Origin of the sequence: Asanoa hainanensis (genome assembly GCF_900188485.1) — a bacterium.
In the GTDB taxonomy this organism is placed as follows: domain Bacteria; phylum Actinomycetota; class Actinomycetes; order Mycobacteriales; family Micromonosporaceae; genus Asanoa; species Asanoa hainanensis.
The window spans coordinates 80,677-104,610 of the sequence record NZ_FZPH01000003.1 but is presented as its reverse complement, the minus strand read 5'-3'; the positions used below and the strand labels follow the sequence as shown (position 1 = coordinate 104,610).

Here is a 23,934-nt window from a genome sequence, read left to right as displayed (position 1 = left end):
AGCGTTACAGGATCTCGAGGTCCGGGATCGCGAAGACCAGCCGGCCGCCCCATTCCCGCACGTACGCGAGTTGGGCCGAGAGCTCGGTTCGCAGGTTCCACGGGAGCACCAGGACGTAGTCGGGGCGGTCCTGGGCGATCCGTTCCGGCGCGTGGATCGGGATGTGCGTGCCCGGCAGGAACCGGCCCTGCTTGTGCGGGCTGCGGTCGACCGTGTAGTCGAGCAGGTCCGTCCGGATCCCGCAGTGGTTCAGCAGGGTGTTGCCCTTGCCCGGCGCGCCGTAGGCGACCACCCGCTTGCCCGCGGCCCGCGCTCCGAGCAGGAAGTCGAGCAGGTCGCGCTTGATGTGGAAGACCGCGTCGGCGAAGCCCTGGTGTCCCTCGACGGTGTGCAACCCCGCCTCGGCCTCGGCCTCGAGCACCGACTTGACGTTGCTGGACGCCTCGCCGGCCGCCGCGCCGTGGCGGGCGTGCACCCGCAGCGAACCGCCGTGCGTCGAGAGCTCCTCGACGTCGACCACGACGAGGCCGGCGGTGGCCAGGGCCCGCTCAGCCGTCAGCAGCGAGAGGTACTGGTAGTGCTCGTGGTAGATCGTGTCGTACTGGCGCCGCTCGATCAGCCGCAGCAGGTGCGGGAACTCCAGCGTCACCAGGCCCTCGGGCTTGACCAGCGCGGCCAGCCCGGCGGTGAAGCCGACCAGGTCGGGCACGTTCGCGTAGACGTTGTTGCCGACGACCAGGTCGGCCCGGCCGTGCTCGGTGGCCAGCGCGGCGCCGGTCTCGGCGTCCAGGAACGCGGTCTCGGTGCGGATTCCGTTGCCCCGCGCGGCTTCCGCGATGGTGGCGGCCGGTTCGACGCCCAGCACCGGCACGCCGCGCGCGACGAAGCGCCGCAGCAGGTAACCGTCGTTGCTGGCGACCTCCGTCACCAAGCTCTCGGGGCCGAGGCCGAGCTGCTCGGTCATCGTGTCGGCGTAGCGCTTGGCGTGCGCCACCCACGAGTCCGAGAACGAGGAGAAGTAGGCGTAGTCGGAGACGATGTCCGCGCCGGGCACGTACTCGGGCAACTGCACCAGCAGGCAGCTCGAGCAGAGCCGCACGTGCAACGGGTAGAAGGTCTCCGCGCTGTCGAGGCGATCCGCCGGCAGGTAGGTGTCGCACAGCGGGGACATGCCCAGGTCGACGAATGTTTCGGTCAACTCCGCCGCACAAAGGCGACAGACCGCAGTTGTCATGCGCGGATACCCCGATTTCGAGCAAACACCGGTCAGCGCGGTCGGTCGGCCCCCGCCCACGCCCGGCGAAACGCTAGCTAGCTAGCGCATTCCCATGGGGGGTGAAGTAAGAAGTCCGACAGTTGATCGGTCCTTTCGGCGCGGTGCTGCGACCCGGTGACCCTCAGCGGTCGAGGAACGCGAGTTGGGCGGTCTTTCCCGGCGTGTTAACCCGATCGCCGAAGACGAAGCCCAACCGGCGCCAGCGCCGCAGCGCGTGGCCGTTGTCAACGTCCGGCTCGATCACGATGCGGTGGTGGGTCGGGTCGGCGAAGACGTAGCGGAACAACGCGCCGGCGATCGCCCCGGTGAAGCCCGGGACCGGTGGGTCCGCGGGGGCGACGAACAGGTGGATGCCGAAGTCGCCCTCGCGGACCTCGTAGTACTCGCCGATCGGGTCCGCGGCGGGCTCGTACGTCTGGAAGATCCCCACCGGCCTTCCGTCCAGCCGCATCAGGTAGGCGTGGTGCGTCGGCAGGCCGTCGACGAACTCGTAGATCTCCTGGACCAGCTCGGGGGAGTGCTCGGTCATTCCCCAGAAGACCGCTCGCGGTTCCGTGACCCACTTGTAGACCAGATCCAGGTCCGCGACAGGGTCCAGGCGGTCCAGCCGGAACCGGCCCAGCCCAGGGAGCTCCTCTTCGTAGACCGTCATCGACGGCTGCTCAGTGGCAGCGGGCACACCAGCATCCGATGTGGACGCCAGCCCGGGAACGGCACGAGGTCGCCGACGTGGGTGAAGCCCACCGCCTGCAACGCCCGCCAGACCCGGGTGTTGGTCTCGGCCACCGCCATCGTGACCCGCTCCTCCGGGCGGCTCGACAGCAACTCGAGGATCAGCGGCACCCCGAGCCGCTGACTGCGGTGCTCGGGCAGCACGAACGCCTCGCAGATCGCGAACGTGCGGCCCGGCCATTCCCGGGTCAGGGCCGGCTCCGAGGACGCCAGGTCGCGCCACCACAAGGTTTCGGGGGGCAGCGGGCAGCCCATGACCGTGCCCGCGAGCTTGTCGTCCACGTAGGCGACCGTGGCCGCGAAGCCGGGTGCCTCGGCCGTCCAGGTCAGTCGTTGCTCGACCGTCGGGTCGCTGTGGTCTTTGAGGTGCAGGTCGGCCGCGTGCACCTCGCGATAGACCCGGGACAGCTCGGCGATGTCCACGCTGTCCGTCACGGTGACAGACGTCAAAGAGAGCTCCTCAGCTTTGGTTAGCCTCACCTAACCACACGCTCGGCGGCAGGGACAAGAGGTCGCTTGTGGAGCGTCCATTGGTTACCGACCGTCGCTCGAACGGCAACGGTCGGTCAACGTCGCCGAAATGGGCAGGCAACGGCCGACAAAGACGATATGACTCCCGTTGACCCCGTATGGAGGATCGATGCTCGCTGGTCATGCGCGCCGCCGCCGTACCGCCGGCGCATTAGCAGTTCTCCTCACCGCGACCCTGGCCCTGGCCGGTTGCGGCAGCAAGACCGGACAGAACACGGCCGCCGCCGGTGCCAGCGTGGACACCTCGGGCGACACGGTCAAGGTGGGCCTGCTCAACTCGTTGTCCGGCACCATGGCCATCAGCGAGGTGACCGTCCGCGACGCGATCCTGCTCGCCGTCGAGGAGATCAACGCGGCCGGTGGCGTACTCGGCAAGAAGATCGAGCCCATCGGTGAGGACGGAGCGTCGGACTGGCCGACCTTCGCGGAGAAGGCCGAGAAGCTCATCAAGGAGAACGGCGTCGCCGCCGTCTTCGGTTGCTGGACCTCCGCCAGCCGCAAGGCCGTCAAGCCCGTCTTCGAGGCGAACAAGTCGCTGCTCTTCTACCCGGTCCAGTACGAGGGGCTGGAGCAGTCGCCGTACATCTTCTACACCGGCGCGACCACCAACCAGCAGATCGTGCCCGGACTGGACTACCTCAAGTCGCAGGGGAAGACGAGCGTCTACCTGGTCGGCAGTGACTACGTGTTCCCGCGCACCGCCAACAAGATCATCAAGGCGTACGCCCAGGCGAACGGGATGACCGTCCTCGGTGAGGACTACGCGCCGCTCGGGTCGACCGAGTTCGGCACGATCGTCAACAAGGTCAAGGCGGCCAAGGCCGCGGCCGTGTTCAACACCCTCAACGGCGACAGCAACGTCGCGTTCTTCAAGGAGTACAAGTCGGCCGGGTTGACCGCCGCGAGCACACCGGTGGTGTCGGTGTCGATCGCGGAGGAAGAGGTCAAGAGCATCGGCACGCAGTACCTGGCCGACCAGTTGACCGCCTGGAACTACTACCAGACCACGCCGGGTGCGGCCAACGAGAAGTTCGTCGCCGCGTACAAGGCGAAGTACGGCGCGGACAAGCCGACCAGCGACCCGATGGAGGCGGCGTACGTCTCGGTCCACCTGTGGAAGGCGATGGTCGAGAAGGCCGGGTCCTTCGACGTGGAGAAGGTCAAGGCCGCGGCCGACGGCGTCACGTACGAGGCCCCCGAGGGACTGGTCACCGTCGACGGCGCGACCCAGCACATCCACAAGACCGCGCGGATCGGCAAGGTGGACGCGAGCGGCCTGATCACCGAGGTGTGGAACTCCGGCGGGCCGCTCAAGCCGGACCCGTACCTCAAGGGCTACCCGTGGGCGACGGGCCTGTCCTGATGACGGTCCTCGTCGGCCAGCTCTTCACCGGGGTCAGCATCGGGGCCGTGCTGCTGTTGATCGCCCTCGGCCTCTCGCTGACCTTCGGCCAGATGGGCGTCATCAACATGGCACACGGCGAGTTCATCATGGCCGGCGCCTACACGGTGTACGTCCTGCAGGGCGCGATATCCAGCGCGGGGATCTCGTTGTTCGTGGCGCTGCCGGTGGCCTTCCTGGTCGCCGGCGCGCTCGGCGCCCTGCTGGAGTACCTGCTGATCCGCCGCCTCTACGCCCGGCCGCTGGACACCCTGCTGGTCACCTGGGGCGTGTCGCTGATCCTGCAGCAACTCGCCCGCGACATCTTCGGCGCGCCGAACGTGCAGACCCGCGCGCCCGACTGGCTCACCGGCAACGTGCCGTTGTTCGGTGACCTGACGCTGTCGACCAACCGGCTGTTCATCCTGGCGCTGGCGATCCTCGCGGTCGTCGGGTTGACGCTGGTGCTGCGGCTGACGCCGCTCGGCCGGCGGATCCGGGCGGTGGTGCAGAACCGCGATCTCGCCGCCGTCTCCGGCATCCCGACCGGCCGGGTCGACCGGCTGACCTTCTTCATCGGCTCCGGCCTGGCCGGCGTCGCCGGGGTCGCGCTGACCCTGCTGGGTCCGATCGGGCCGACGATGGGCACAAACCTGATCATCGACGCGTTCCTGGTCGTCGTCGTGGGCGGCATCGGGACGCTCAAGGGCGGCGTGATCGTCGCGTTCGTGCTGGGCACGCTGCAGTCGTTGGTGGAGTACACGACCACGCTCAGCGTTGCCAAGGTGGTCGTCTTCGTGGCGATCGTCGGGTTCCTCCAGTGGCGGCCACAGGGGCTGTTCACCTTGCGCACCCGGAGCCTGGCATGACGGCGACGGTCACGCGGGACCCGGCGGCGCCGCCCGCGACACCGCGCCGGCGGGTCGTCGTCAGCGGGCCGGCCCGCGCCGCGATCGGCTTCGCGTCCGGTGCCCTGCTGCTGTTCGCCCTCGCACCGTCCGCCCTGTCCGACTTCCGGCTGAGCCTGCTGGCCAAATATCTTTGCCTCGCGATGGTCGCGGTGGGCATCGGCCTAGCGTGGGGCCGGGGCGGGCTGCTCACCCTGGGCCAGGGCGTGTTCTTCGGTCTCGGCGGCTATGCGATGGCCATGCACATGAAGCTCGCGGACGCCGGGCCCGGCGAGTTGCCGGATTTCATGGCGCTCTACGGCCAACTCGACGCGTTGCCGTGGTGGTGGCGCCCGTTTGCCAGTCCGTGGTTCGCGCTGCCGGCGACCGTACTCCTGCCGATGCTCGTGGCGTTCCTGCTCGGCTCGCTGGTCTTCCGCCGGCGGGTGCGCGGCGCCTATTTCGCCATCCTCAGCCAGGCCCTGGCCGCCGCCCTGGTGATCTTCCTGATCGGGCAGCAGGGCACCACGGGCGGCACCAACGGCCTGACCGACTTCCAGGGCTTCTTCGGGTACGACCTGGACGACCCGGTCAACCAGCGGATGGTCTACTTCATCGTCGCCGGCGGCCTGCTCCTGCTGCTCGCGCTGGCCCGGCAGCTCATGCACAGCCGATACGGCGAGCTGCTGGTGGCGGTGCGCGACGGCGAGGAGCGGGTGCGGTTCCTCGGCCACAACCCGGCGACCGTCAAGCTCGTCGCGTACGTGGTCGCCGCCGGGATGGCGGGCCTGGCCGGAGCGCTCTTCGTGCCGGCGGTCGGCATCATCAACCCGGCCCTGATCGGGGTCGTGCCGTCGATCGAGTTCGTCGTCGGCGTCGCGGTGGGCGGCCGGGCGGTGCTGCTCGGCCCGGTGCTCGGCGCGGTCGCGGTGGCCTGGGCCCGGACGAGCCTGTCCGAGGAGTTCCCGGCCGCGTGGACGTACCTGCAAGGGCTGTTGTTCGTGCTGGTCGTCGCGTTCCTGCCGGGCGGGCTGGCGTCGCTGCCGGCCCTCGCCCGCCGTCTGCGCCGCACACCACGACAGGAGGTCGGCACATGACCGGGCTGGAGATCCGCGGGTTGCGGGTCAGCTTCGACGGGTTCGTGGCCGTCGACGGGGTGGACCTCACGGTGGCACCGGGCGACATCCGGTTCCTGATCGGGCCCAACGGGGCGGGCAAGACCACGCTGGTCGACGCGGTCACGGGCCTGGTCAAGGCGACCGGCTCGGTCCGGTTCGGCGACCACGAGCTGCTCGGCCGGCCGGTGCACCGGATCGCCCGGCTCGGCGTGGGTCGCACGTTCCAGACCTCGTCGGTCTTCGAGGGCCTGACCGTGCTGCAGAACCTGGACATCGCCGCGGGCGCCGGACGCGGGGCGTGGACGATGGCCCGGCGCCGGCGGACGGTGCCGGTGGCGGTGTCGGAAGCGCTGGAGACGATCGGGTTGGCCGGGCGGCAGGACGCGCTGGCCGGCACGCTCGCCCACGGCCACAAGCAGTGGTTGGAGATCGGGATGCTGCTGGTGCAGAACGTCGACCTGCTGCTGCTCGACGAGCCGGTGGCGGGGATGAGCCACGAGGAGCGCGACGCGACCGGCGCCCTGCTCGCGGCGATCAGCGCGGCCCGCACGGTCGTGGTGATCGAGCACGACATGGACTTCATGCGCAGCTTCGCCCGGACGGTCACGGTGCTGCACGCGGGACGGGTCCTCAGCGAGGGCACGGTGGCGCAGGTGCAGGCGGACCCCCGCGTGCAGGAGGTCTACCTGGGCACCGGTGGCGTCGCATGATGCTGTCCCTGACGGACCTCGCCTCCGGGTACGGCCGGACGGCTGTCCTACATGGAGTGTCGCTGGAGGTGCCGGACGGGCGGATCTCGGCCCTGCTCGGGCACAACGGTGCGGGCAAGAGCACGCTGCTGCGTACGGCGATCGGGCTGCTGCGGCCACGTGCCGGCACGGTGAGTTTCGCCGGCGCCGACGTGACCCGGCTCGCGCCGCACGAGCGGGTGGCCCGGGGCATGGGCTACGTGCCGCAGGGCCAGCAGTGCTTCCCGCACCTGACCACGGCGGAGAACCTGCGGTTGGTCGCCGACACCCGGCGCGCCGGCGCCGACGCGATGGCCGAAGCGATCGACCTGTTCCCGGCGCTGGGTCCGCTGATGTCGCGGCGGGCGGGGTTGCTGTCCGGCGGCCAGCGCCAGCAGCTCGCCATCGCCCGGGCGTTGATCACCGCACCGCGGCTGCTGCTGCTCGACGAGCCGACCGAGGGCATCCAGCCTTCGGTGGTGGCCGAGATCGAGCGCGCCATCCTCGAGATCAGCCGGGCCAGGGGGATCTCGTTCCTGCTGGTCGAGCAGCACATCGGCTTCGCGGTGCGGGCCGCCGACCGCTACTACGTTCTCGAGTCGGGCCGCGTCACCTCCCAGGGCGCCGGCGGCCAGGAGGCGGAGGCGACCGTACGCGCGGCCTTGGCGGTCTGAGGCGGTCAGGAGCGCCTCAGACCCGCACGCCCGCCTGCCCGGCAGGCGCGCTGAGGCCGACCGCGGCCGGCCCCGGCTCGTCGCCCGGGGAAGGGATCAGGGGAGCGAGCGCGGTCGAACCGGTCACCGCGCCTCCTGGCGGGGCATGACCACCTCGCGGACGATGAGTTGGAGGGCGGCCACCGCCGGGATCGCGACCAGAGCGCCGAGGACGCCGAACAACCCGACGCCGACCAGGGCCGCCACGATCGCGGCCACGTCGCTGACCTTGACCGACTTGCGCATCACCTTTGGGTAGATCAGGTAGTTCTCGATCTGCTGGTAGACGATGAAGAACACCGCGGCCGCGATGCCGACCGTCAGGGAGTCGGCGAAGGCGACGATGGTGACGATCACCGCGCCGATGGTGGCGCCGATCTGGGGGATCAGGTCGCAGACGGCGACGACGACGGCGAGGGCGAACGGGTAGGCCAAGCCGACGATCATCGAGAACACGAACGCGCTGATGCCGGCCAGCACCGCGATCGCCAGGGCGCCCACGATGTAGGCGCCGACCTTGGCCAGGATCTCGTCGGAGAGCAGCCGGACCCGCTCGCGGCGGGAGGCCGGCACCAGACCGTACGCGGCGCTCTTCATCTTGTCGAAGGACGCCATGAAGTAGATGGTCAGCACCAGCACGGTGAGCACCTGGAAGATGGTGCCGAAGAGCAGCTTGGCTCCGCCGAAGACGCCGCCCAGCGCCCGGCTCAGCGTCTCCGGGCTGGCCAGCGACTTGGCCCGGTCGACGAGGTCGAACTGGCCGACCAGGTCGTTGATGGTGTCGTTGCGCTGCAGCGCCTCGATGTAACCCGGCGCCGCCGTGATGAAATCGCCCACCTGGGTGACCAGCGGCGGCACCAGCGCACCGATCGCACCGGCCAGCACGAGCACGAGGGCGAGCGCGACGATCGCCACGGCTCCGCCACGCGGCACGCCGATCCGGCGCAGCCGGACCACCGCCGGGTTGAGCCCGATGGCCAGGAACAGCGCGATGAAGATGAGCACGAGGATGCCGAGCGCGTTGCGCGCGGCCAGATACGTGGCATATGCCAGGACCAGGCCCAGCCCGCCCGCGAAGCCGATCGAGAAGGGGCTGCGCCGGAACGGCCGGCCGGGCTTGCCGAAGGGCAGGTCGTCGGTCTCCGCGGAGCGCGGCTTGGGAACCGGCTCGTCCTTGGTCGCCTGTTCGTCAGCCACCGGGGCCGGATCGTCGACGCTCACCGTGGCTCCCCCTTCTACCCATCCAGGCTCGGCACGTTACAAGACCGGTGCGACAGCCGCGAGGCCGCCGCACCGGAACCCGAGGCTCAGCGCACGACGCCGATACCCGAGATGGTCCTGTCGTACTCCGTGAAGGTCTGGTTGGTGTACGGGCCGTAGATCCAGGTGTGCAGCGACTCGGAGGCCGTGTCGATCTCGACCAGCCGCACCGGGTTGGTGGTGTTCGAGTGGAACGTCTGCAGGAACGAATAGATCTTGTTCCCGTGAACGCCGGTGTCGACGCGGTTGCCGGCGATCCCGACGTGCCCGGAGAAGACGAACTGGATGTTGGCGTACTGCTTGATCAGGTTGTCGTAGAGGTACTGCGGGCTGGTCGCCCCGTACGACGCGCTCTGCTCGATGTTGCCGTTGCCGTCGATGTAGTCGTGCGTGACCACGATGACGTTGCTGTGCGGGTTGGCCGCGACGACGCTCTTGGCCCAGTTGACCGCCTCGACCCGCGGCCACAGCTCCAGGGTCAGCACCAGCCACTGGGCGCCGCCGCCCTCGAAGGTGGAGTACGAGTTGTCGACCTTGCCGGGCTCGAACTGGCCGCGGACGGCGCCGTACTGGCCGGCCGTGAAGTACTGGTTGAACACCGTGGTGTCGCGGACGAGCTCCCGGGTGTGTGCGGGGTCGCGGGCCGAGCCGCCGACGCCGGTCGCCTGGGTGTCGTGGTTGCCGATCGCGAGCGAGTACGGGATGCGAGCGGTCTCCAGCGGGCGCATCGCGTTGCGGGCGATCACGTACTGGGAGTGGTCGGGCGTGTCCCAGTTGACCACGTCGCCGGACGACGTGACGAACCGCAGGTCGAGCGCGGACCTGTTGCCGACCAGCCAGTTGGTCCGGTTCAGGAACCGGGTGTCGGACGCGTTCAGCACCTCCTGCTGCGTGTCCGGCATGACCGCGAAGCTGAACTTGGTGTCCGCGACGGCGCCGGACATCTTCGCGTACGCGATGTGCACGTTCCGGTCACAGGCCGTCGAGTTGAAGTCGTTGACAAACTGGATCTTGACGCTGTGCGTTCCGGCGGCCAGCGTCGGGCCGACCGGGTACGTGCCGTACTGCGTGGCGCTGACGATCGTCGTCCGGCCCGCCACGACGCCGTCGACGATGAGCTCCACCGTCGGCCAGCCCTCGCAGTTGTCGCCGATCGCGCCGATCTGCACCCGGCCGCCGCCGGTGATCGTGGTGGTCGCGTAGCTCGAGTTGCCCCACAGCGAGGCGTGCACGCCGGATGCCGGCTTGGGCGTGCCGGTCGCGGCGCGCAGCGCGCCGTTGACGACGGTGAACTGCGACGGTTCGGCCGCGTGTGCGGCCGGGGCGACAACCGCCGTCGACAGGGCGCCGGCGATGACCACCGCGAGCGCCAGCCTGGTCCTACTGACCCGCATTGTCGGTTCCTCCATGCATGGATGTCCATGGACAACCCGCATGTTAGGTACGCGAAATGGACGCCAGGCGTCGTGATCGTGGCCAGTTAGTCGGCGCTGAGCGTCGCCGCGTCGACCTTCCCGTTGCCGTTGGCGGCGACCGCTTCCTTGGTGGGCTCGGCCGCTGCCGGCTCCGCATCCGGGGCCGGTGCGACCGCGGCCGCACGCGCGTCGGCCAGCGCCTGGTGTGCCTTGGCCAGTTCGGCCTGGGCCTCGGCGAGCTGCTTGCGGGCCGACTCCGTCTCGTGCTGGGTGGTGGCCAACCGCTCGGACTCTTCCTCGGCCTGCCTGCGGATCGCGGCGGCGTGCTCCTCGGCCTGCTTGCGCAGCTCGCCCGCGTAGCGCTCGGCCTCGACGCGCGCAGCGGTGACCTGCTGCTCGATGCCGGTGCGCCACTGGGTCAGCTCCCGGTCGGCGGCGCTGCTGCGCTCGGCGTAGTCCTGCTCGGCGGAGCGCTGCCGCTCGGCGATCTGCTGCTCCAGCGTCGTGCGGTGCTGACCGAGCTCCTGCTCGATCGCGGCCCGGCCCGCCGCCGCCGACTGCTCCAGCGCCGCGCGCTGCTCGGCGCTCGCGCGCTCCAGCGCGGCCCGTTGGTCGGCCGTCTCCTGCTCGACCGCCGCTCGCCGCGCGGTCACGAACTGCTCGGTCTCGACGCGCTGCGCCGTGACGAACTGCTCGGTCTCCGCGCGCCGCTCGGTGACGAACCGCTCGGTCTCGGCACGCAGCGCGGTGACCTCGCGGTCGGCGGTGGCGCGCTTCTCGCCGAGCTCCCGCTCGGTCGCGGCCAACCGCTGCTCGACCTCGGCCCGGCGGGCGACGTCGACCCGCTCCTCGTCGGCGCGCCGGGCGGCCAGGGCGAGCTCGAAGTCGCGGATCGCCGAGGCGGCGTGCCCGCGGGCCTCGTCGATGATGTTGTCGGCCTGGTCGCGCTGCGACTGGACCGAGCGGTGCGCGTCGGCGCGGATGTCGTCGGCCTGCTCCTCGGCGAGCGCGAGGATCTGCTCGACGCGGGGGCCGAGGTGGCGGAACCGCACGACGTCGATGCTCGCTGCCTCCCGGCGCACCGCGGCCAGCTCGACCTGGAGCTGCTCGACCTGCGCCGAGAGCGTGTGGATCTGGCCGAAGTGGTCTTCGCGTTCCGCGAGGAGGGCGGCGATCTCCTGCTCGGCCGAGCTGACGTAGCGGTCGACCTGGCGACGGTCGTAACCGCGCAGCGCGGACTCGAAGTGGGGGGAGTTGTCGCCGCCCAGAGCGAACAGTTCCGCGCCGTTGGACATGGTCACATCCTCACATGCGCCGTCCCGTAGCGCTCCGATACACACCGCATGGCGGGACGTGCGACTGTTGCTGCCGAATTGAGGGGAGTAGACCAATTCTAGCCGAGCGCTCAGACGGCGACAGGCCGCACCGCGAACTCGCGGTGCGGCCTGTCGATGCCAGCCGTTAGCCCCAGCGGCGGGGTCAGGCGGTGGCCGCCGACTTGTCCTCGGCGTCCTTGTCCTTCTTGGTCTCCTGCTTGGGCGCCGCCACCGTGGGGACGATGCCCGCGAGGCCCGACAGCATCTGGCCGAGCTGCGCGGTGACCGCGTCCTTCTGGCGGGTGAGGTCTTCGACCTCGCGCCGGGCCGTGTTCGTGGTGATCTCGGCCTCGGTGCGCGCCTCGGTGAGGTGGCGGTGCGCCTCGGACTGCGCTTCCTTGAGGGTCTTGTCGGCCGCGGCGCGGGCCCGGTCGACCGTCTCGGCGGCGGTGCGCTCGGACTCGACGCGACGCGCCTCGGCGCGCTGCTCGATCTCCTTGGCCCGGTCTTCCGCGGCGCGGGCGCGCTCCTCGGCCTCGGCGACCAGCTTCTGGGTCTGCGCGACCTGGGCGGCGTGCCGCTCCGACTCTTCCCGCTCGGACTTCTCGCGACGCTCGGCGAGCTCGAGCGCGAGGGCCTGGAGGTCCTTGTCGCGCTTGTCGCGGGCGTCGCTGAGCATCTTGGTCGCCTCGGCGCGCTTCTCCTCGGCCTCGCGGCCGGCCTTGGCGCGCAGCTGGGTGATCTCGCGCTCGGCGGTCGCACGCAGCGTGGCGACCTCGCGCTCCACGGTCGACTTCAGCTCGGCGACCTCGTGCGCGGTGACGGTGCGCAGCTGCTTGGTCTCGCGGTCGGCGTCGGCGCGCAGCGTGTCGGCCTCGCGGCGGGCCTGCACCCGGACCTCGGCGGCCTCGCGCTCGGCGGCGGTGCGCAGGCTGCCGGCCTCGCGCTCGGCGGTGGCCTTCATGGCCGCGGCCTCGGCGCGTGCCTTGTCGGTGATCTCGCGGGCCTCGAGGCGGGCCGCGGAGAGGATGCCCTCGGACTCGCGCTTGGCCTCGCCCCGGTGGTCGTTGGCCTGCTCCTCGGCGAGGCGCAGGATCTGCTCGACCCGGGTGCCGAGGCCCGAGAGCGTCGGCCGGTTGTTCTCCTCGAGCTGCTTGTTGGTGTCGTTCAGCTTCTGCTCGAGTGCGCCGAGCCGCTGCTCGGCCTGGCGCAGGCGGCGCTGCGCGTCGTTGGTCTTCTGCTCCGCGTCGGCGCGCTCCTTCTCGGCGGCGGCGAGGCGGTTCTGGAGACGCGAGATGGTGTCGTCGACCTGCCTGCGGTCGTAGCCGCGCAGTGCGACGGTGAACTCTTCCGTCGAGTTAGCGTTCTCGAAGAAGCCAAGGGAGGACTGCTGCTGGGGCATTGGGACATCCTGGCAGACCTACCCAGGGGCAGCGCAAGGGCGGTGCGGCCGTTGTCGCCCGACAAAGCATGGTCATCTTACCAGTCCTGGCCGTCGACATAGGAAATTCCGCCGATCGTGGACAAACGGCGAGTCGGGCTATTCGCCTCTGAACCTGTTGATCTCTTCTTCGTGCCGTGCGCGCAGCTCACGATCACGAACGCCCAGCCCTTCGGCCGGAGCGAGGCAGCGGACGCCGACCTTTCCCTGGTGCCTGTTGCGTTGTACGTCGAGGGTCGCCTGACCGGTCTGCTCCAGCGGATAGACACGGGAGAGCGTCGGGTGGATTCGAGCCGAAGAGATGAGTCGATTCGCTTCCCACGCCTCGCGATAGTTGGCGAAGTGGCTGCCGATGATCCGCTTCAGGTTCATCCACAGATAGCGGTTGTCGAACTCGTGTTGGAAACCACTCGTCGACGCGCACGTGACGATCGTCCCGCCGCGCCGGGCGACGTACACGCTGGCTCCGAAGGTCTCCCGGCCCGGGTGCTCGAAGACGATGTCCGGGTCGCGCCCGCCGGTCAGCGTCCGGATCAGCTCGCCCAGCCGGCGCCACTCGCCCGGGTCCTGGGTGTGCTCGTCCGACCAGAACCGGAAGCCCTCGGCGGCGCGGTCGATGACGAGCTCCGCGCCCATCCGCCGGCACAGCTCGGCCTTCTCCGGCGAGGACACCACGCAGACCGGGGTCGCGCCGCCGTTCAGCGCGTACTGGGTCGCGTACCCGCCGAGCCCGCCGGAGGCGCCCCAGATCAGCACGACGTCGCCCTGCTTCATCGCCGCGCCGTGGTGCGAGACGAGCTGGCGGTACGCGGTCGAGTTCACCAGCCCCGGGCAGGCGGCCTCTTCCCAGGCGAGGTGTCGCGGCTTCGGCATGAGCTGGTTGGCCTTGACCACGGCCAGCTCGGCCAGGCCGCCGAAGTTGGTCTCGAAGCCCCAGATCCGCTGCTCCGGGTCGAGCATCGTGTCGTCGTGGCCGTCGGCCTCCTCGAGCTCGACCGACAGGCAGTGCGCCACCACCTCGTCACCGGGCCGCCACTTGGAGACGCCGGCACCCACCCGCAGCACGACGCCGGCGGCGTCCGAACCCACCACCTGGTACGGCAGCTCGTGCCGCTTGGTGATCGCCGAGAGCTTGCCGTAGCGGCGCAGGAACGCGAACGTCGGCACCGGCTCGAAGATGCTGGTCCAGACGGTGTTGTAGTTGATGGCGCTCGCCATCACCGCGACCAGCGCCTCGCCCGGCGCCAGCTCCGGAGTCGGCACCTCCTGCACGTGCAGCGACTTGCGGGGGTCCTTGTCGCCGGTGGCCAGCCCTTCGAACATGCCGGTCTCGTCGGCCCGCACCACCACGCCGCGGTAGGTCGGCGGCACCGGCACCCGCCCCAGCCCGGACAGCTCAGCCGAAGGGGAGCCTTCGCCCGCCATGATCGCTTCGACGATCTCGCGCACCGGAACCTCCGCAACCCCCGACAAACCTGGTGGTTCGGACGTTACGCACGACCGCCGCGGCCCGGACCCGGTTCGTCAAACGGACCGGGGCGGCTCGACGAGCTCGACCAGCACGCCGCCGGCGTCCTTGGGGTGCACGAAGTTGATCCGGGAGCCGGCGGTGCCCCGCCGGGGCGCTTCGTAGAGCAGCCGCATGCCGCGGTCGCGCAGCACCGAGGCCGCCACCTCGACATCACGCACCGTGTACGCGACCTGCTGCACACCCGGCCCGGACCGGTCGAGGAACTTGGCGATGGCCGACTCCGGCGACAGCGGCGCGAGGAGCTGCACGCAGCCACCCTCGGTGGTCGGGCCGACCGACATCATCGCCTCGCGTACACCCTGTTCGGTGTTCTCCTCGATGTGTACACAGGTCATCCCGAACACCCGGGAGTAGAACTCGACGGCCTCGTCAAGGTCGGGCACCGCCACCCCGACGTGGTCGATGCGGAGCAGTCCCACATCTCCTGTGACGTTGTCGTCAGCGTGCTTCGCGGCGGCGTCCTGGCCCATGGCGATATTCTGGCCGAACGATCGCTAAGGTGACCGGTCGACACCCGTTCTGAGAGGTAAACGACATGACGAGCGTGATCGTTGGCGGCGCCCGCACGCCGATGGGCCGACTGTTGGGCAACCTCAAGGACTTCCCGGCGACCAAACTGGGTGGGTTCGCCATCAAGGCGGCGCTGGAGCGCGCCGGCGTGGCGCCCGACCGGGTCGACTACGTGATCATGGGCCAGGTGCTCCAGGCCGGCTCCGGGCAGATCCCCGCCCGCCAGGCCGCCGTCGCGGCGGGCATCCCGATGTCGGTGCCGGCGCTGACCATCAACAAGGTCTGCCTCTCCGGCCTCGACGCGATCGCCCTCGCCGACCAGCTCATCCGGGCGGGCGAGGCGGAGATCGTGGTGGCCGGCGGCATGGAGTCGATGACCAACGCGCCGCACCTGATGCTCGGCCAGCGTGGGGGCTACAAATACGGCGACGTCACGGTCAAGGACCACATGGCGCTCGACGGGCTCACCGACGCCTTCGACCAGATCAGCATGGGCGAGTCGACCGAGCGGCTGGGCACGAAGCTGGGCATCGGCCGGGCCGAGCAGGACGAGTTCGCCGCCCGCAGCCACCAGCGGGCCGCGGCCGCGCAGAAGAACGGCTTCCTGGCCGAGGAGATCGTGCCGATCGAGGTGCCGCAGCGCCGGGGCGAGCCGATCGTGATCAGCGAGGACGAGGGCATCCGGCCCGACTCGACCGCCGAGTCGCTGGGCAAGCTCCGCCCCGCCTTCACCGCCGACGGCACGATCACCGCCGGCAGCTCCTCGCCGATCTCCGACGGCGCCGCCGCGGTGGTCGTGATGAGCAAGGCCAAGGCCGAGGAGCTGGGCCTGGCCTGGCTCGCCGAGATCGGTGCGCACGGCATGGTGGCCGGCCCCGACAACTCGCTGCACTCGCAGCCGTCCAACGCGATCAAGAAGGCGCTGGCCAAGCAGGGTCTCACCGCCGCTGACCTCGACCTGATCGAGATCAACGAGGCGTTCGCCCAGGTCGGCATCCAGTCGATGCGCGATCTCGGTGTCACCGACGAGATCGTCAACGTCAACGGCGGCGCCATCGCGCTCGGCCACCCGATCGGCATGAGCGGCGCCCGGCTGGCGCTCACCCTCGCGCTGGAGCTCAAGCGGCGCGGCGGCGGGGTTGGGGCCGCGGCCCTGTGCGGCGGGGGCGGCCAAGGCGACGCCCTCATCATCTCCGTCCCCAAGGCATGACGGTTCGGCGCAGCCGAAGCGTTCCCGAGCTGGTCGCGCTGGCCCGGGAGGGTGACCACCGCGCCGTCGCGCGGCTGATCACCCTGGTGGAGAACGGCGACGAGCTGCTGCCCGAGATCGCCGCCGCGCTGGCCCCGCACACCGGCCAGGCCCAGGTCATCGGCCTGACCGGGTCGCCCGGCGTCGGCAAGTCGACGACCACCAACGAGCTGGTCCGGCAGTTGCGCAAGCAGGGGCACCGGGTGGGCGTGCTGGCGGTCGACCCGTCCAGCCCGTTCACCGGCGGCGCGATCCTCGGCGACCGGGTGCGGATGCAGGACCACGCGACCGACCCGGGTGTCTACATCCGGTCGATGTCGTCCCGCGGCCACCTCGGCGGCCTCGGCGCTGCCACGCCACAGGCCGTCCGGGTGCTGGAGGGCGCCGGCTGCGACGTGGTGCTGGTCGAGACCGTCGGTGTCGGGCAGGCCGAGGTGGAGGTCGCCTCGCTGGCCGACACCACACTGGTGCTGCTGGCGCCCGGCATGGGCGACGCGATCCAGGCGGTCAAGGCCGGCATCCTGGAGATCGCCGACGTGTTCGTCGTCAACAAGGCGGACCGGGACGGCGCGGACAACACCTACCGGGACATCCAGGGCATGATCGGCCTGGGCGAGCGTGGTCCGGGGGAGTGGCGGCCGCAGGTGGTGCGCGCGGTGGCCAGCAAGGCCGAGGGCATCTCCGACATCGTCGCCGCGGTCGACAAGCACCGGGCCTGGCTGGTCGAGCACGGCGAGCTGCGCCGCCGTCGGGAGAAGCGGGCCGCCGCCGAGGTCGAGGCGATCACGCTGGGCGCGCTGCGGGCCCGGATGGCCTCTTTCCGCGAGGGTACGACGCTCGGCGAGCTGGCCGCGGCGGTGGCCGCAGGCGAACTGTCCCCATATGCCGCGGCCGACCGGCTGCTCGCGACTTTGGAGATCGAAAACTAGGCAACCTTCGGGGTGACGTGGCGCGTTACGTTCCCCGGAGGTGAGCCAGTGTCCGGTCTGATCGTGACTCTGCGCGGCATCCGATCACGGTTTGGCCGGTCGACCCTCGTCGTCCTGCTGTCGACGGTCGCCATCGCGGCCGCCGTGCTCGTGCCGCTGTATTCGAGGGCTGCCGCGCAGTCGGTGCTGACCGACACGGTCGCGGCCCCGCCGCCGATCGTGGCGGGGTTGACGGCGCGCAGCACGGAGCTCGAGGACATGTCGACGAAGGTCGACGATCGGCTGAAGGCCACGCCGATCGTGGCCTCCGTCCTCGGCAGTCCCCAGGACACCATCGCCGACAGCGTCGACCCCGCCATCAAGCAGAAGAGCCGGGGCCGGATCGTCTTCCGTCCGGGCGCCTGCGAGCACCTCACGATCGTCGAGGGGCGGTGCCCGGGCGCGAACGAGCTGATGATCAGCGACCGGACGGTCGAGCGGATCGACGTGCACCTGGGCGACCTGGTGAAGTTGCCGGCGACCGGCGGGAGCTCGCGCACCACGCTCGGGGCGCCCCCACCGGTGAACCCCAGCTTCCCGGTGGTGGGCATCTACCGGATCGGCGACCCGACCGACCCGTACTGGGAGACCACCGGCTTCTTCGGCGGCTCGGAGTTCAACGAGTACGGCGACGGCACGAAGATCGTCGACGAGCTGTTCACCGGCACCGAGAGCACCGTGCTGAGCATCCCGCTCGGTCGTCCGGTGGCCTCCATCGAGTACCCGCTCGTACCCGAGAAGGTCCGGCTCGGTGACGTGCCCGAGCTGCTCCGCGAGCTCAACGCCCTGAGCGCGGCCAACTCGATCGAGGACGTCGCGTTCAACATCGGCCTTCTGGACAGCCTGCGGAACGCCGACCGGCAGCGCTCGGCCATCACCGCCGCGGTGCCGACGGTCGCGCTGCCGCTGGTTCTCCTCTGCTGGTTCGTGCTGTTCCTGGTGGTCGCGGCCGTCACCGACGACCGGCGGGCGGAGATCGCGGTCGGCAAGCTGCGCGGGCTCAGCCTCGGCGGGATCACCCGGTTCGCGGTCGGTGAGCCGTTGCTGCTGATCGCCCTGGCCGCGCCGCTCGGCCTGCTGCTCGGCATCGGGCTGACCAACCTCGCCGCCGGGGCCTTCCTGGCGCCGGGCGTCGACGTCCAGATCGGCTGGCCGGCCTTGCTCGTGGGTCTCGGCGCACTGTTCGGGGCCGTGGCCGCCGCCGTCCTCGGCGCCCGGGAGACCGTGCGGGCGAACATCGGCGCGCTGCTGCGCCGGGTGCCGCACCGGTCCAAGCGGAGCGCGCTGGTGGTCGAGGCGATCGTCGCGGCGCTCGCGCTCGCCGCCCTCTACCAGCTCCTGGTCGGCAGCGAGGGACAGAGCGCGACGCTGGGCTACGCGGCGCCGGCGCTGATCGCCCTGCTCGCCGGCCTGCTCACCGCCCGGCTGCTCGGCCTGGTCGCCCGTCGCCGCCTGCCGAGGGCGATCCGCCGGGGCCGGCTGCCCGCGCTGCTGGCCGCCGCCCAGGTCGGCCGCCGGCCGGAGAGTGCCCGGCTGGTCGCCGTGCTGACGGTGGCGCTGGCGCTGCTGACCTTCGCCGCGACCATCTGGGACGTGTCCTCGGCGAACCGGCTGCGCACCGCCAACGCCGAGATCGGCGCCGACCGGGTGTACGTCGTCAACGCCACCGAGCCCAACCAGGTGCGGGCCGCGGTCGAGCGGATCGACCCGTCCGGCAAGCTCGCGATGGCGGTCACCCGGGTCAAGCAGAGCTACAACCTCGACTACGTCGACCTGATCGGGCTCGACACCGAGCGGATGCTGGCGGTCAGTCGCTGGCCTGACAAGTCGGCCGCGCAGGTCGCCGAGGTGGCCAAGAGCCTCGACGACGCCAGCGCGCCGACCGTGCAGCTGAAGACGGGCCGGGTCGAGGTGCGGGCGACCGTACGCGCGCTCCAGCAGCAGCGCCCGATGAGCCTCGGCATGGTGGTCGGCGAGCCCGGCGCCCCGCCGCGCTCGATCTACCTCGGCCCCCTCAAGTCCGGGTCCGCCACGTACGCGGGCGACCTGACCTGCGCCCCGGCCGGCTGCCGGCTGCTCGGGCTGCAGGTGCGGCGCTACCCGGGTGACAACGCGCCAGGTGCCGCGACGGTCACCATCGAAAGCCTGGAGCTCGGTGGCACCCCGCTCGACGCGGCGCTGAGCGTGCCCGGCGCCTGGCGCCCGACCGAACCCCTGCCGGCGACCCAGACGATGGACATCAGCACCGACGACAGCGGGCTCACCCTCGACGTGACCGGCGCGAGCAGCATGGACATCGTCGCGCAGTACGGCGACGTGGCGGCGCAGGCGCCGGTCGTGCTGGCGGGTCCGGCGCCGGCCGACGACCCCGAGGCGGGCAGCTTCACCTTCCCGCTGCTCGGCAAGGCGCCGGACCCGGTGCACGTCGTCGACCACGTCGACCTGGTGCCGCGCGGCGGCGACCACGCGCTGCTCTTCGACGGTCCCGCGATGGTGGACCGGGCCGAACGCTCCGCCGGGCTCAACACCGACCAGATGACCTTCGAGGTCTGGGCGACCGACGCGGCGCCCGCCGACCTGGGCGCGCGGCTGGCCGCCGAGGGCATACCGGTCGTGCGCACGGAGAACTGGTCGCAGCAGATGACCCAGCTCGGCCGGGCCGCGCCGGCGCTGGCCCTGCGGCTCTACCTGTTCTCCGGGCTGGTCGCGCTGTTGCTCGCCCTGCTCGCGCTGGTGCTCGACGCGGGCATCACCGCCCCGTGGCGCCGCGAGCAGGCCCGCGGGCTCCGGCTGACCGGCGTGCCGGCCCGGGCCCTGCGCGGCATGGCCAACCGGGAGAACCTGATGGTCCTGGGCTATCCGGTCGTCGCCGGGATCGTGGCCGGCGTCGGCGGTGCGGCCCTGGTGCTGCCCGCGATCGCCCTGGTCTCGATCGACGGAGGCGACCAGGCGTACCGGCTGGGCGGTTGGTGGCTGCTCGGCTCGTTGTTGTTCCTGCTGGTCGCGCTCGTGGGCGCGGGTCTGGTGCTGCGTCGAGTGCGGGGAGGGGCGCGATGAGCGCGCGGGTCGACACGCTGGACGCCGAGGTGGGCTTCGTCCCGCTCGGCGTCACCTGCCGGGGTGTGGTCCTGATCTACCGGCTGGAGGGGTACGACGTGGTCGCGCTGGCCGGCGTCGACCTCGACATCGCGCCGGGTGAGTCGGTCGCGCTGGTCGGGCCGTCCGGCGCGGGCAAGTCCACGCTGCTGTCGCTGATGTCCGGCGTGCTGCGGCCCTCGGCCGGCCGGCTCCACGTCGGCGAGCTCGACCTGGTCCGGGCCGGCCCGGCCGAGGTGCAGCGGCTGCGGGCGGTCGACGTCGGCGTCTCGCTCCAGGGCAGTGCGCGCAACCTGCTGCCGTACCTGACCTGCGAGCAGAACGTGCGGTTCGCCCAGCGGGCGGCGCGGAGCCACGGCCGGCGCCCGCCGGACCCGGCGGTGATCCTCGACGACGTGGGCCTGCTCGCCCGGCGCCGCGCGGTGCCGCGCGAGCTGGCACCGGGGGAGCGGCAACGGCTGGCGTTCGCGGTGGCCCTCGCCGCCCGGCCGGGCCTGCTGCTGCTCGACGAGCCGACCAACCAGCTCGACGAGCACTCGCGTGACGAGGTGCTGGCGGTGCTGCACCAACTGCACGCGGCCGGCACCACGGTCGTGGTGGTCACCCACGACATCGAGGTCGGCGCGGCGCTCGGCCGCACCGTGACCATCCGCGACGGCCGGGTCGGTGCCGAGGGCCGGCGCGGAGAGGACTACTCCGTGGTGGGGCGCGACGGTAGCGTGCACCTTCCGACGGAGTTGCTCGACCGGCTGCCGCCGGGAACGCTTGTCAAGATCGCGTCTGACGCCGACGGCACCATCCGGCTCGTACCGGCGCTCGAAGGGGGAAACCGATGAGCAGGACCATCGTCGTCGACGAGGTGACCGTCGCGTACGGCGCGGGCGATCCGGTGCTGGCCGGCGTCTCCGCGCTCGCGACGCCGGGGCAGGTGCTGGCCGTGACCGGCCCGTCCGGAGCCGGCAAGACCACCCTGCTGTGGACCATGGCCGGGCTGTTGCGCCCGTCGGCGGGCGGCGTGACCGTCGACGGCGAGGCGATCCGCGACCGCGACTTCGCGGTGGCCCAGCAGATCGTGCTGGTGCCGCAGGACAACGGGCTGGCCGCGATCCTGACCGCCGCCGAGAACGTGCAGGTCGCCCTCATCGCCGGTGGCGTCACGCCGCCCGAGGCGCGCCGGCGCACCGCGGAGGCCCTGGAGCGGCTGGGCCTGTCCGGGCAGGCAGACCAGCTCGTCGAGGAGCTGTCCGGCGGCCAGCAGCAGCGCACCGCGATCGCCCGCGGGCTGGCGCTGCACGGCGACGTGGTGCTGGCCGACGAGGTCACCAGCGAGCTCGACGCGACCAACCGGCAGAAGGTCATCGACCTGCTGCGGGAGGAGGCGTTCCGGGGCGCGGCCGTCGTGTTCGCGACTCACGACCCGGAGGCGGCCGCCGCGTGTGACGCGGAGCTGCACCTCGTCGACGGGCGGGCCGAACTGGTGCGCGGACCTGCCCTCGCGGCCGGCTGACACGTTTGCCGCACGGGGCTAGGGTGCCGGCCATGACCGACACTCCCGCCCCGGAGGCGGCAGCCCAGGTGCACGTGCCCGCGCAACGACCGGAGAGCAACGGCGACGGCGGCGCGATCGGTGAGGTGGTCGAGCGCGCCACCGCGGCGTCCGGCCGGGTCGCGTCGGCGGTCGTCGAACGCCTGCGCAACGAGGGCTCACTGGTCGCCGAGCGCGGCGCGACCACGATCGCCGACGAGGTGGTCGAGAAGATCGCCGGGATCGCGGCTCGCGGCGTGCCGGGTGTGCACGACCTTGGCGGCGACGTCGCCCGGGTGTTCGCCGGCCTGCGCGAGCGGGTCGGGCTCGGCGACGCCGCCGACGACACCGACCGGGGCGTCCAGGTGCGCCTGCAGGGCGACCAGGCCACGGTCGAGATCACCATCGTCATCGAGTACGGGCAGGTCGTACGGACGGTCAGCGACGCTGTCCGGGCCGAGGTGATCTCCGCCGTCGAGAAGATGCTCAGCCTCCAGGTCACCGAGGTGAATATCAGGGTTGACGACGTACACGTAGCAGAGGCTTAGCGATCGTTCAGGCGAACCATCTAGACTGGCCCGATGGACGCCGAGGAGATCGCTGCTGGGCGAGCGCGCTGGCAGGCCCGCTACGACGCCGCACGCAAGCGCGACGCCGACTTCACCACGCTCTCCGGCATGCCGGTCGAGCCGGTCTACGGCCCGCCCGAGGGCGCCGACGTGCCCGGGTTCGAGCGGATCGGTTGGCCGGGCGAATACCCGTACACCCGTGGCCTCTATCCGACCGGATATCGGGGCCGCACCTGGACGATCCGCCAGTTCGCCGGCTTCGGCAACGCGCAGCAGACCAACGAGCGCTACAAGCTGATCCTCGGCGCCGGCGGCGGCGGGCTGTCGGTCGCGTTCGACATGCCGACCCTGATGGGCCGCGACTCCGACGACGCGCAGGCGCTGGGCGAGGTCGGGCACTGCGGCGTGGCGATCGACTCGGCCGCCGACATGGACGTGCTCTTCGACGGCATCGACCTGGCCTCGGTCACCACCTCGATGACCATCTCGGGGCCCGCGGTGCCGGTCTTCTGCATGTACCTGGTGGCCGCCGAGCGGCAGGGCGCCGACCTGGGCAAGCTCGACGGCACGCTGCAGACCGACATCTTCAAGGAATACATCGCGCAGAAGGAGTGGCTCTTCGAGCCCGAGCCGCACCTGCGCCTCATCGGCGACCTGATGGAATACTGCGCCCGCGAGATCCCGCGCTACAAGCCGCTGTCGGTCTCGGGCTACCACATCCGCGAGGCCGGCTCGACCGCCGCGCAGGAGCTCGCGTACACGCTCGCCGACGGCTTCGGCTACGTCGAGCTCGGCCTGTCCCGGGGTCTCGACGTCAACACGTTCGCGCCCGGCCTGTCGTTCTTCTTCGACTCCCACGTCGACTTCTTCGAGGAGATCGCCAAGTTCCGCGCCGCCCGGCGCATCTGGGCGCGCTGGCTGCGCGACGTCTACGGGGCCACCGACGAGCGCGCCCTGTGGTTGCGCTTCCACACCCAGACGGCGGGTGTCTCGCTGACCGCGCAGCAGCCGGTCAACAACGTCGTCCGCACGGCCGTGGAGGCGCTGGCGGCGGTGCTCGGCGGCACCAACTCGCTGCACACCAACGCGCTCGACGAGACGCTGGCGTTGCCCACCGACGAGTCGGCCGAGATCGCCCTGCGCACGCAGCAGGTGCTGATGGAGGAGACCGGCGTGGTCAACGTGGCCGACCCGCTGGGCGGCTCCTGGTACGTCGAGGCGCTCACCGACGCCATCGAGGCCGAGGCCGAGAAGATCTTCGAGCGGATCCGCGAGCTGGGCTCCGACGGCACGATCACCTCGGGCATCCTGCGCGGCATCGAGGACGGCTGGTTCACCGCCGCGATCGCCGACTCGGCCTTCACCTACCAGCGCGCGCTCGAAAAGGGCGAGAAGAAGATCGTCGGCGTCAACGTGCACACCTCCACCACCGCCAAGGAGCTGGAGATCCTGCGCATCTCGCACGAGGTCGAGATCGAGCAGAAGGCGCTGCTCGGCCGCCGCCGGGCCGCACGAGACGAGGCGGTCGTCGAGGCCGCGCTCAAGCGGATGGTCGAGGTGGCCCGCACCGACGACAACATGATCCCCGCGATGCTGGACGCCGTGCGGGTCGAGGCGACGCTGGGCGAGATCTGCGGCGTGCTCAAGGACGAGTGGGGCGTATACCGCGAGCCGGCACGCTTCTGAGG

21 protein-coding genes are annotated in these 23,934 nt (G+C 71.1%); 12 read left to right on the top strand and 9 right to left on the bottom strand.

Annotated features, from left to right (window positions below; genetic code table 11):
* Nucleotides 1-4: 4 nt before the first annotated feature.
* From CHC05_RS08000 to CHC05_RS07990, 3 genes are all read right to left on the bottom strand, one after another.
* Nucleotides 5-1,234 carry a class I SAM-dependent methyltransferase gene (locus CHC05_RS08000; protein WP_089246352.1) on the bottom strand — a complete coding sequence of 410 codons (1,230 nt, stop codon included), beginning with the start codon at nucleotides 1,232-1,234 and terminating at the stop codon, nucleotides 5-7.
* 163 nt (nucleotides 1,235-1,397) lie between these two features.
* A complete protein-coding gene (locus tag CHC05_RS07995) occupies nucleotides 1,398-1,928 on the bottom strand; it encodes a GNAT family N-acetyltransferase (RefSeq protein ID WP_089246350.1) in 531 nt (176 codons plus the stop codon).
* Nucleotides 1,925-2,458, bottom strand: a complete 534-nt coding sequence (locus CHC05_RS07990) for a GNAT family N-acetyltransferase (protein ID WP_245870709.1) — start codon at nucleotides 2,456-2,458, stop codon at nucleotides 1,925-1,927. Before CHC05_RS07990 ends, CHC05_RS07995 begins: the two co-directional genes overlap by 4 nt.
* Before the next feature lie 190 nt (nucleotides 2,459-2,648).
* Between CHC05_RS07990 and urtA the strand changes: the two genes are divergently transcribed.
* Genes urtA through urtE form a run of 5 tightly spaced genes read left to right on the top strand, consistent with a single transcriptional unit; the run spans nucleotide 2,649 to nucleotide 7,327 of the window.
* Nucleotides 2,649-3,902, top strand: a complete 1,254-nt coding sequence (gene urtA, locus CHC05_RS07985) for an urea ABC transporter substrate-binding protein (RefSeq protein WP_089246346.1) — start codon at nucleotides 2,649-2,651, stop codon at nucleotides 3,900-3,902.
* Complete coding sequence (urtB, locus tag CHC05_RS07980; RefSeq protein ID WP_089247436.1) at nucleotides 3,902-4,789, top strand: urea ABC transporter permease subunit UrtB; 888 nt, start codon at nucleotides 3,902-3,904, stop codon at nucleotides 4,787-4,789. Before urtA ends, urtB begins: the two co-directional genes overlap by 1 nt.
* Nucleotides 4,786-5,904, top strand: a complete 1,119-nt coding sequence (gene urtC, locus CHC05_RS07975) for an urea ABC transporter permease subunit UrtC (RefSeq protein WP_089246344.1) — start codon at nucleotides 4,786-4,788, stop codon at nucleotides 5,902-5,904. Before urtB ends, urtC begins: the two co-directional genes overlap by 4 nt.
* Nucleotides 5,901-6,635 (top strand): urea ABC transporter ATP-binding protein UrtD, encoded by a 735-nt coding sequence (gene urtD, locus CHC05_RS07970; protein WP_089246342.1) that lies wholly within the window; start codon nucleotides 5,901-5,903, stop codon nucleotides 6,633-6,635. Before urtC ends, urtD begins: the two co-directional genes overlap by 4 nt.
* The gene (urtE, locus tag CHC05_RS07965; RefSeq protein WP_245870708.1) at nucleotides 6,632-7,327 is read left to right on the top strand and encodes an urea ABC transporter ATP-binding subunit UrtE; all 696 of its coding nucleotides are present in this window, start codon (nucleotides 6,632-6,634) and stop codon (nucleotides 7,325-7,327) included. Before urtD ends, urtE begins: the two co-directional genes overlap by 4 nt.
* 123 nt (nucleotides 7,328-7,450) lie before the next feature.
* Here urtE and CHC05_RS07960 read toward each other — a convergent pair whose 3' ends face one another.
* The 6 genes from CHC05_RS07960 to mce all read right to left on the bottom strand — a co-directional run bounded on the left by CHC05_RS07960 (nucleotide 7,451) and on the right by mce (nucleotide 14,799).
* Nucleotides 7,451-8,587: an AI-2E family transporter gene (locus CHC05_RS07960; RefSeq protein ID WP_089246340.1), complete on the bottom strand. Its 1,137-nt coding sequence runs from the start codon at nucleotides 8,585-8,587 to the stop codon at nucleotides 7,451-7,453.
* A gap of 86 nt (nucleotides 8,588-8,673) precedes the next feature.
* Nucleotides 8,674-10,020: a carbohydrate-binding domain-containing protein gene (locus tag CHC05_RS07955; RefSeq protein ID WP_089246338.1), complete on the bottom strand. Its 1,347-nt coding sequence runs from the start codon at nucleotides 10,018-10,020 to the stop codon at nucleotides 8,674-8,676.
* Nucleotides 10,021-10,106: 86 nt separating this feature from the next.
* Nucleotides 10,107-11,336, bottom strand: a complete 1,230-nt coding sequence (locus CHC05_RS07950; protein ID WP_144022518.1) for a coiled-coil domain-containing protein — start codon at nucleotides 11,334-11,336, stop codon at nucleotides 10,107-10,109.
* A gap of 184 nt (nucleotides 11,337-11,520) precedes the next feature.
* Complete coding sequence (locus CHC05_RS07945) at nucleotides 11,521-12,759, bottom strand: coiled-coil domain-containing protein (RefSeq protein WP_089246334.1); 1,239 nt, start codon at nucleotides 12,757-12,759, stop codon at nucleotides 11,521-11,523.
* 138 nt (nucleotides 12,760-12,897) lie between these two features.
* Nucleotides 12,898-14,247: a crotonyl-CoA carboxylase/reductase gene (ccrA, locus tag CHC05_RS07940; protein WP_089246332.1), complete on the bottom strand. Its 1,350-nt coding sequence runs from the start codon at nucleotides 14,245-14,247 to the stop codon at nucleotides 12,898-12,900.
* 75 nt (nucleotides 14,248-14,322) lie between these two features.
* Complete coding sequence (gene mce / locus CHC05_RS07935; RefSeq protein WP_089246330.1) at nucleotides 14,323-14,799, bottom strand: methylmalonyl-CoA epimerase; 477 nt, start codon at nucleotides 14,797-14,799, stop codon at nucleotides 14,323-14,325.
* A 65-nt stretch (nucleotides 14,800-14,864) separates the two neighbouring features.
* Between mce and CHC05_RS07930 the strand changes: the two genes are divergently transcribed.
* The 7 genes from CHC05_RS07930 to icmA are packed head-to-tail and all read left to right on the top strand — an operon-like array spanning nucleotide 14,865 to nucleotide 23,932.
* Nucleotides 14,865-16,049: an acetyl-CoA C-acetyltransferase gene (locus CHC05_RS07930; protein ID WP_089246328.1), complete on the top strand. Its 1,185-nt coding sequence runs from the start codon at nucleotides 14,865-14,867 to the stop codon at nucleotides 16,047-16,049.
* Nucleotides 16,046-17,017 (top strand): methylmalonyl Co-A mutase-associated GTPase MeaB, encoded by a 972-nt coding sequence (gene meaB / locus CHC05_RS07925; RefSeq protein ID WP_089246326.1) that lies wholly within the window; start codon nucleotides 16,046-16,048, stop codon nucleotides 17,015-17,017. The genes CHC05_RS07930 and meaB overlap by 4 nt, the downstream gene beginning before the upstream one ends.
* Nucleotides 17,018-17,065: 48 nt before the next feature.
* A complete protein-coding gene (locus CHC05_RS07920) occupies nucleotides 17,066-20,113 on the top strand; it encodes an FtsX-like permease family protein (protein ID WP_089246324.1) in 3,048 nt (1,015 codons plus the stop codon).
* A complete protein-coding gene (locus tag CHC05_RS07915; protein WP_089246322.1) occupies nucleotides 20,110-20,988 on the top strand; it encodes an ABC transporter ATP-binding protein in 879 nt (292 codons plus the stop codon). Before CHC05_RS07920 ends, CHC05_RS07915 begins: the two co-directional genes overlap by 4 nt.
* On the top strand, nucleotides 20,985-21,659 hold the full coding sequence (locus tag CHC05_RS07910; RefSeq protein WP_089246320.1) for an ATP-binding cassette domain-containing protein: 675 nt from the start codon (nucleotides 20,985-20,987) through the stop codon (nucleotides 21,657-21,659). The genes CHC05_RS07915 and CHC05_RS07910 overlap by 4 nt, the downstream gene beginning before the upstream one ends.
* A gap of 32 nt (nucleotides 21,660-21,691) precedes the next feature.
* Entirely contained in the window at nucleotides 21,692-22,225 is a 534-nt protein-coding gene (locus CHC05_RS07905) for an Asp23/Gls24 family envelope stress response protein (protein WP_089246318.1), read from the top strand.
* Nucleotides 22,226-22,258: 33 nt separating this feature from the next.
* Complete coding sequence (gene icmA / locus CHC05_RS07900) at nucleotides 22,259-23,932, top strand: coenzyme B12-dependent isobutyryl-CoA mutase large subunit (RefSeq protein WP_089246316.1); 1,674 nt, start codon at nucleotides 22,259-22,261, stop codon at nucleotides 23,930-23,932.
* Nucleotides 23,933-23,934: the final 2 nt, after the last annotated feature.

Coding starts and splice junctions, on each gene's coding strand:
- CHC05_RS08000 (WP_089246352.1), bottom strand. CDS start 1,234: ATGACAACTGCGGTCTGTCGCCTTTGTGCGGCGGAGTTGACCGAAACA.
- CHC05_RS07995 (WP_089246350.1), bottom strand. CDS start 1,928: ATGACGGTCTACGAAGAGGAGCTCCCTGGGCTGGGCCGGTTCCGGCTG.
- urtA (WP_089246346.1), top strand. CDS start 2,649: ATGCTCGCTGGTCATGCGCGCCGCCGCCGTACCGCCGGCGCATTAGCA.
- urtB (WP_089247436.1), top strand. CDS start 3,902: ATGACGGTCCTCGTCGGCCAGCTCTTCACCGGGGTCAGCATCGGGGCC.
- urtC (WP_089246344.1), top strand. CDS start 4,786: ATGACGGCGACGGTCACGCGGGACCCGGCGGCGCCGCCCGCGACACCG.
- urtD (WP_089246342.1), top strand. CDS start 5,901: ATGACCGGGCTGGAGATCCGCGGGTTGCGGGTCAGCTTCGACGGGTTC.
- urtE (WP_245870708.1), top strand. CDS start 6,632: ATGATGCTGTCCCTGACGGACCTCGCCTCCGGGTACGGCCGGACGGCT.
- CHC05_RS07955 (WP_089246338.1), bottom strand. CDS start 10,020: ATGCGGGTCAGTAGGACCAGGCTGGCGCTCGCGGTGGTCATCGCCGGC.
- CHC05_RS07950 (WP_144022518.1), bottom strand. CDS start 11,336: ATGTCCAACGGCGCGGAACTGTTCGCTCTGGGCGGCGACAACTCCCCC.
- CHC05_RS07945 (WP_089246334.1), bottom strand. CDS start 12,759: ATGCCCCAGCAGCAGTCCTCCCTTGGCTTCTTCGAGAACGCTAACTCG.
- mce (WP_089246330.1), bottom strand. CDS start 14,799: ATGGGCCAGGACGCCGCCGCGAAGCACGCTGACGACAACGTCACAGGA.
- CHC05_RS07930 (WP_089246328.1), top strand. CDS start 14,865: ATGACGAGCGTGATCGTTGGCGGCGCCCGCACGCCGATGGGCCGACTG.
- meaB (WP_089246326.1), top strand. CDS start 16,046: ATGACGGTTCGGCGCAGCCGAAGCGTTCCCGAGCTGGTCGCGCTGGCC.
- CHC05_RS07915 (WP_089246322.1), top strand. CDS start 20,110: ATGAGCGCGCGGGTCGACACGCTGGACGCCGAGGTGGGCTTCGTCCCG.
- CHC05_RS07910 (WP_089246320.1), top strand. CDS start 20,985: ATGAGCAGGACCATCGTCGTCGACGAGGTGACCGTCGCGTACGGCGCG.
- CHC05_RS07905 (WP_089246318.1), top strand. CDS start 21,692: ATGACCGACACTCCCGCCCCGGAGGCGGCAGCCCAGGTGCACGTGCCC.
- icmA (WP_089246316.1), top strand. CDS start 22,259: ATGGACGCCGAGGAGATCGCTGCTGGGCGAGCGCGCTGGCAGGCCCGC.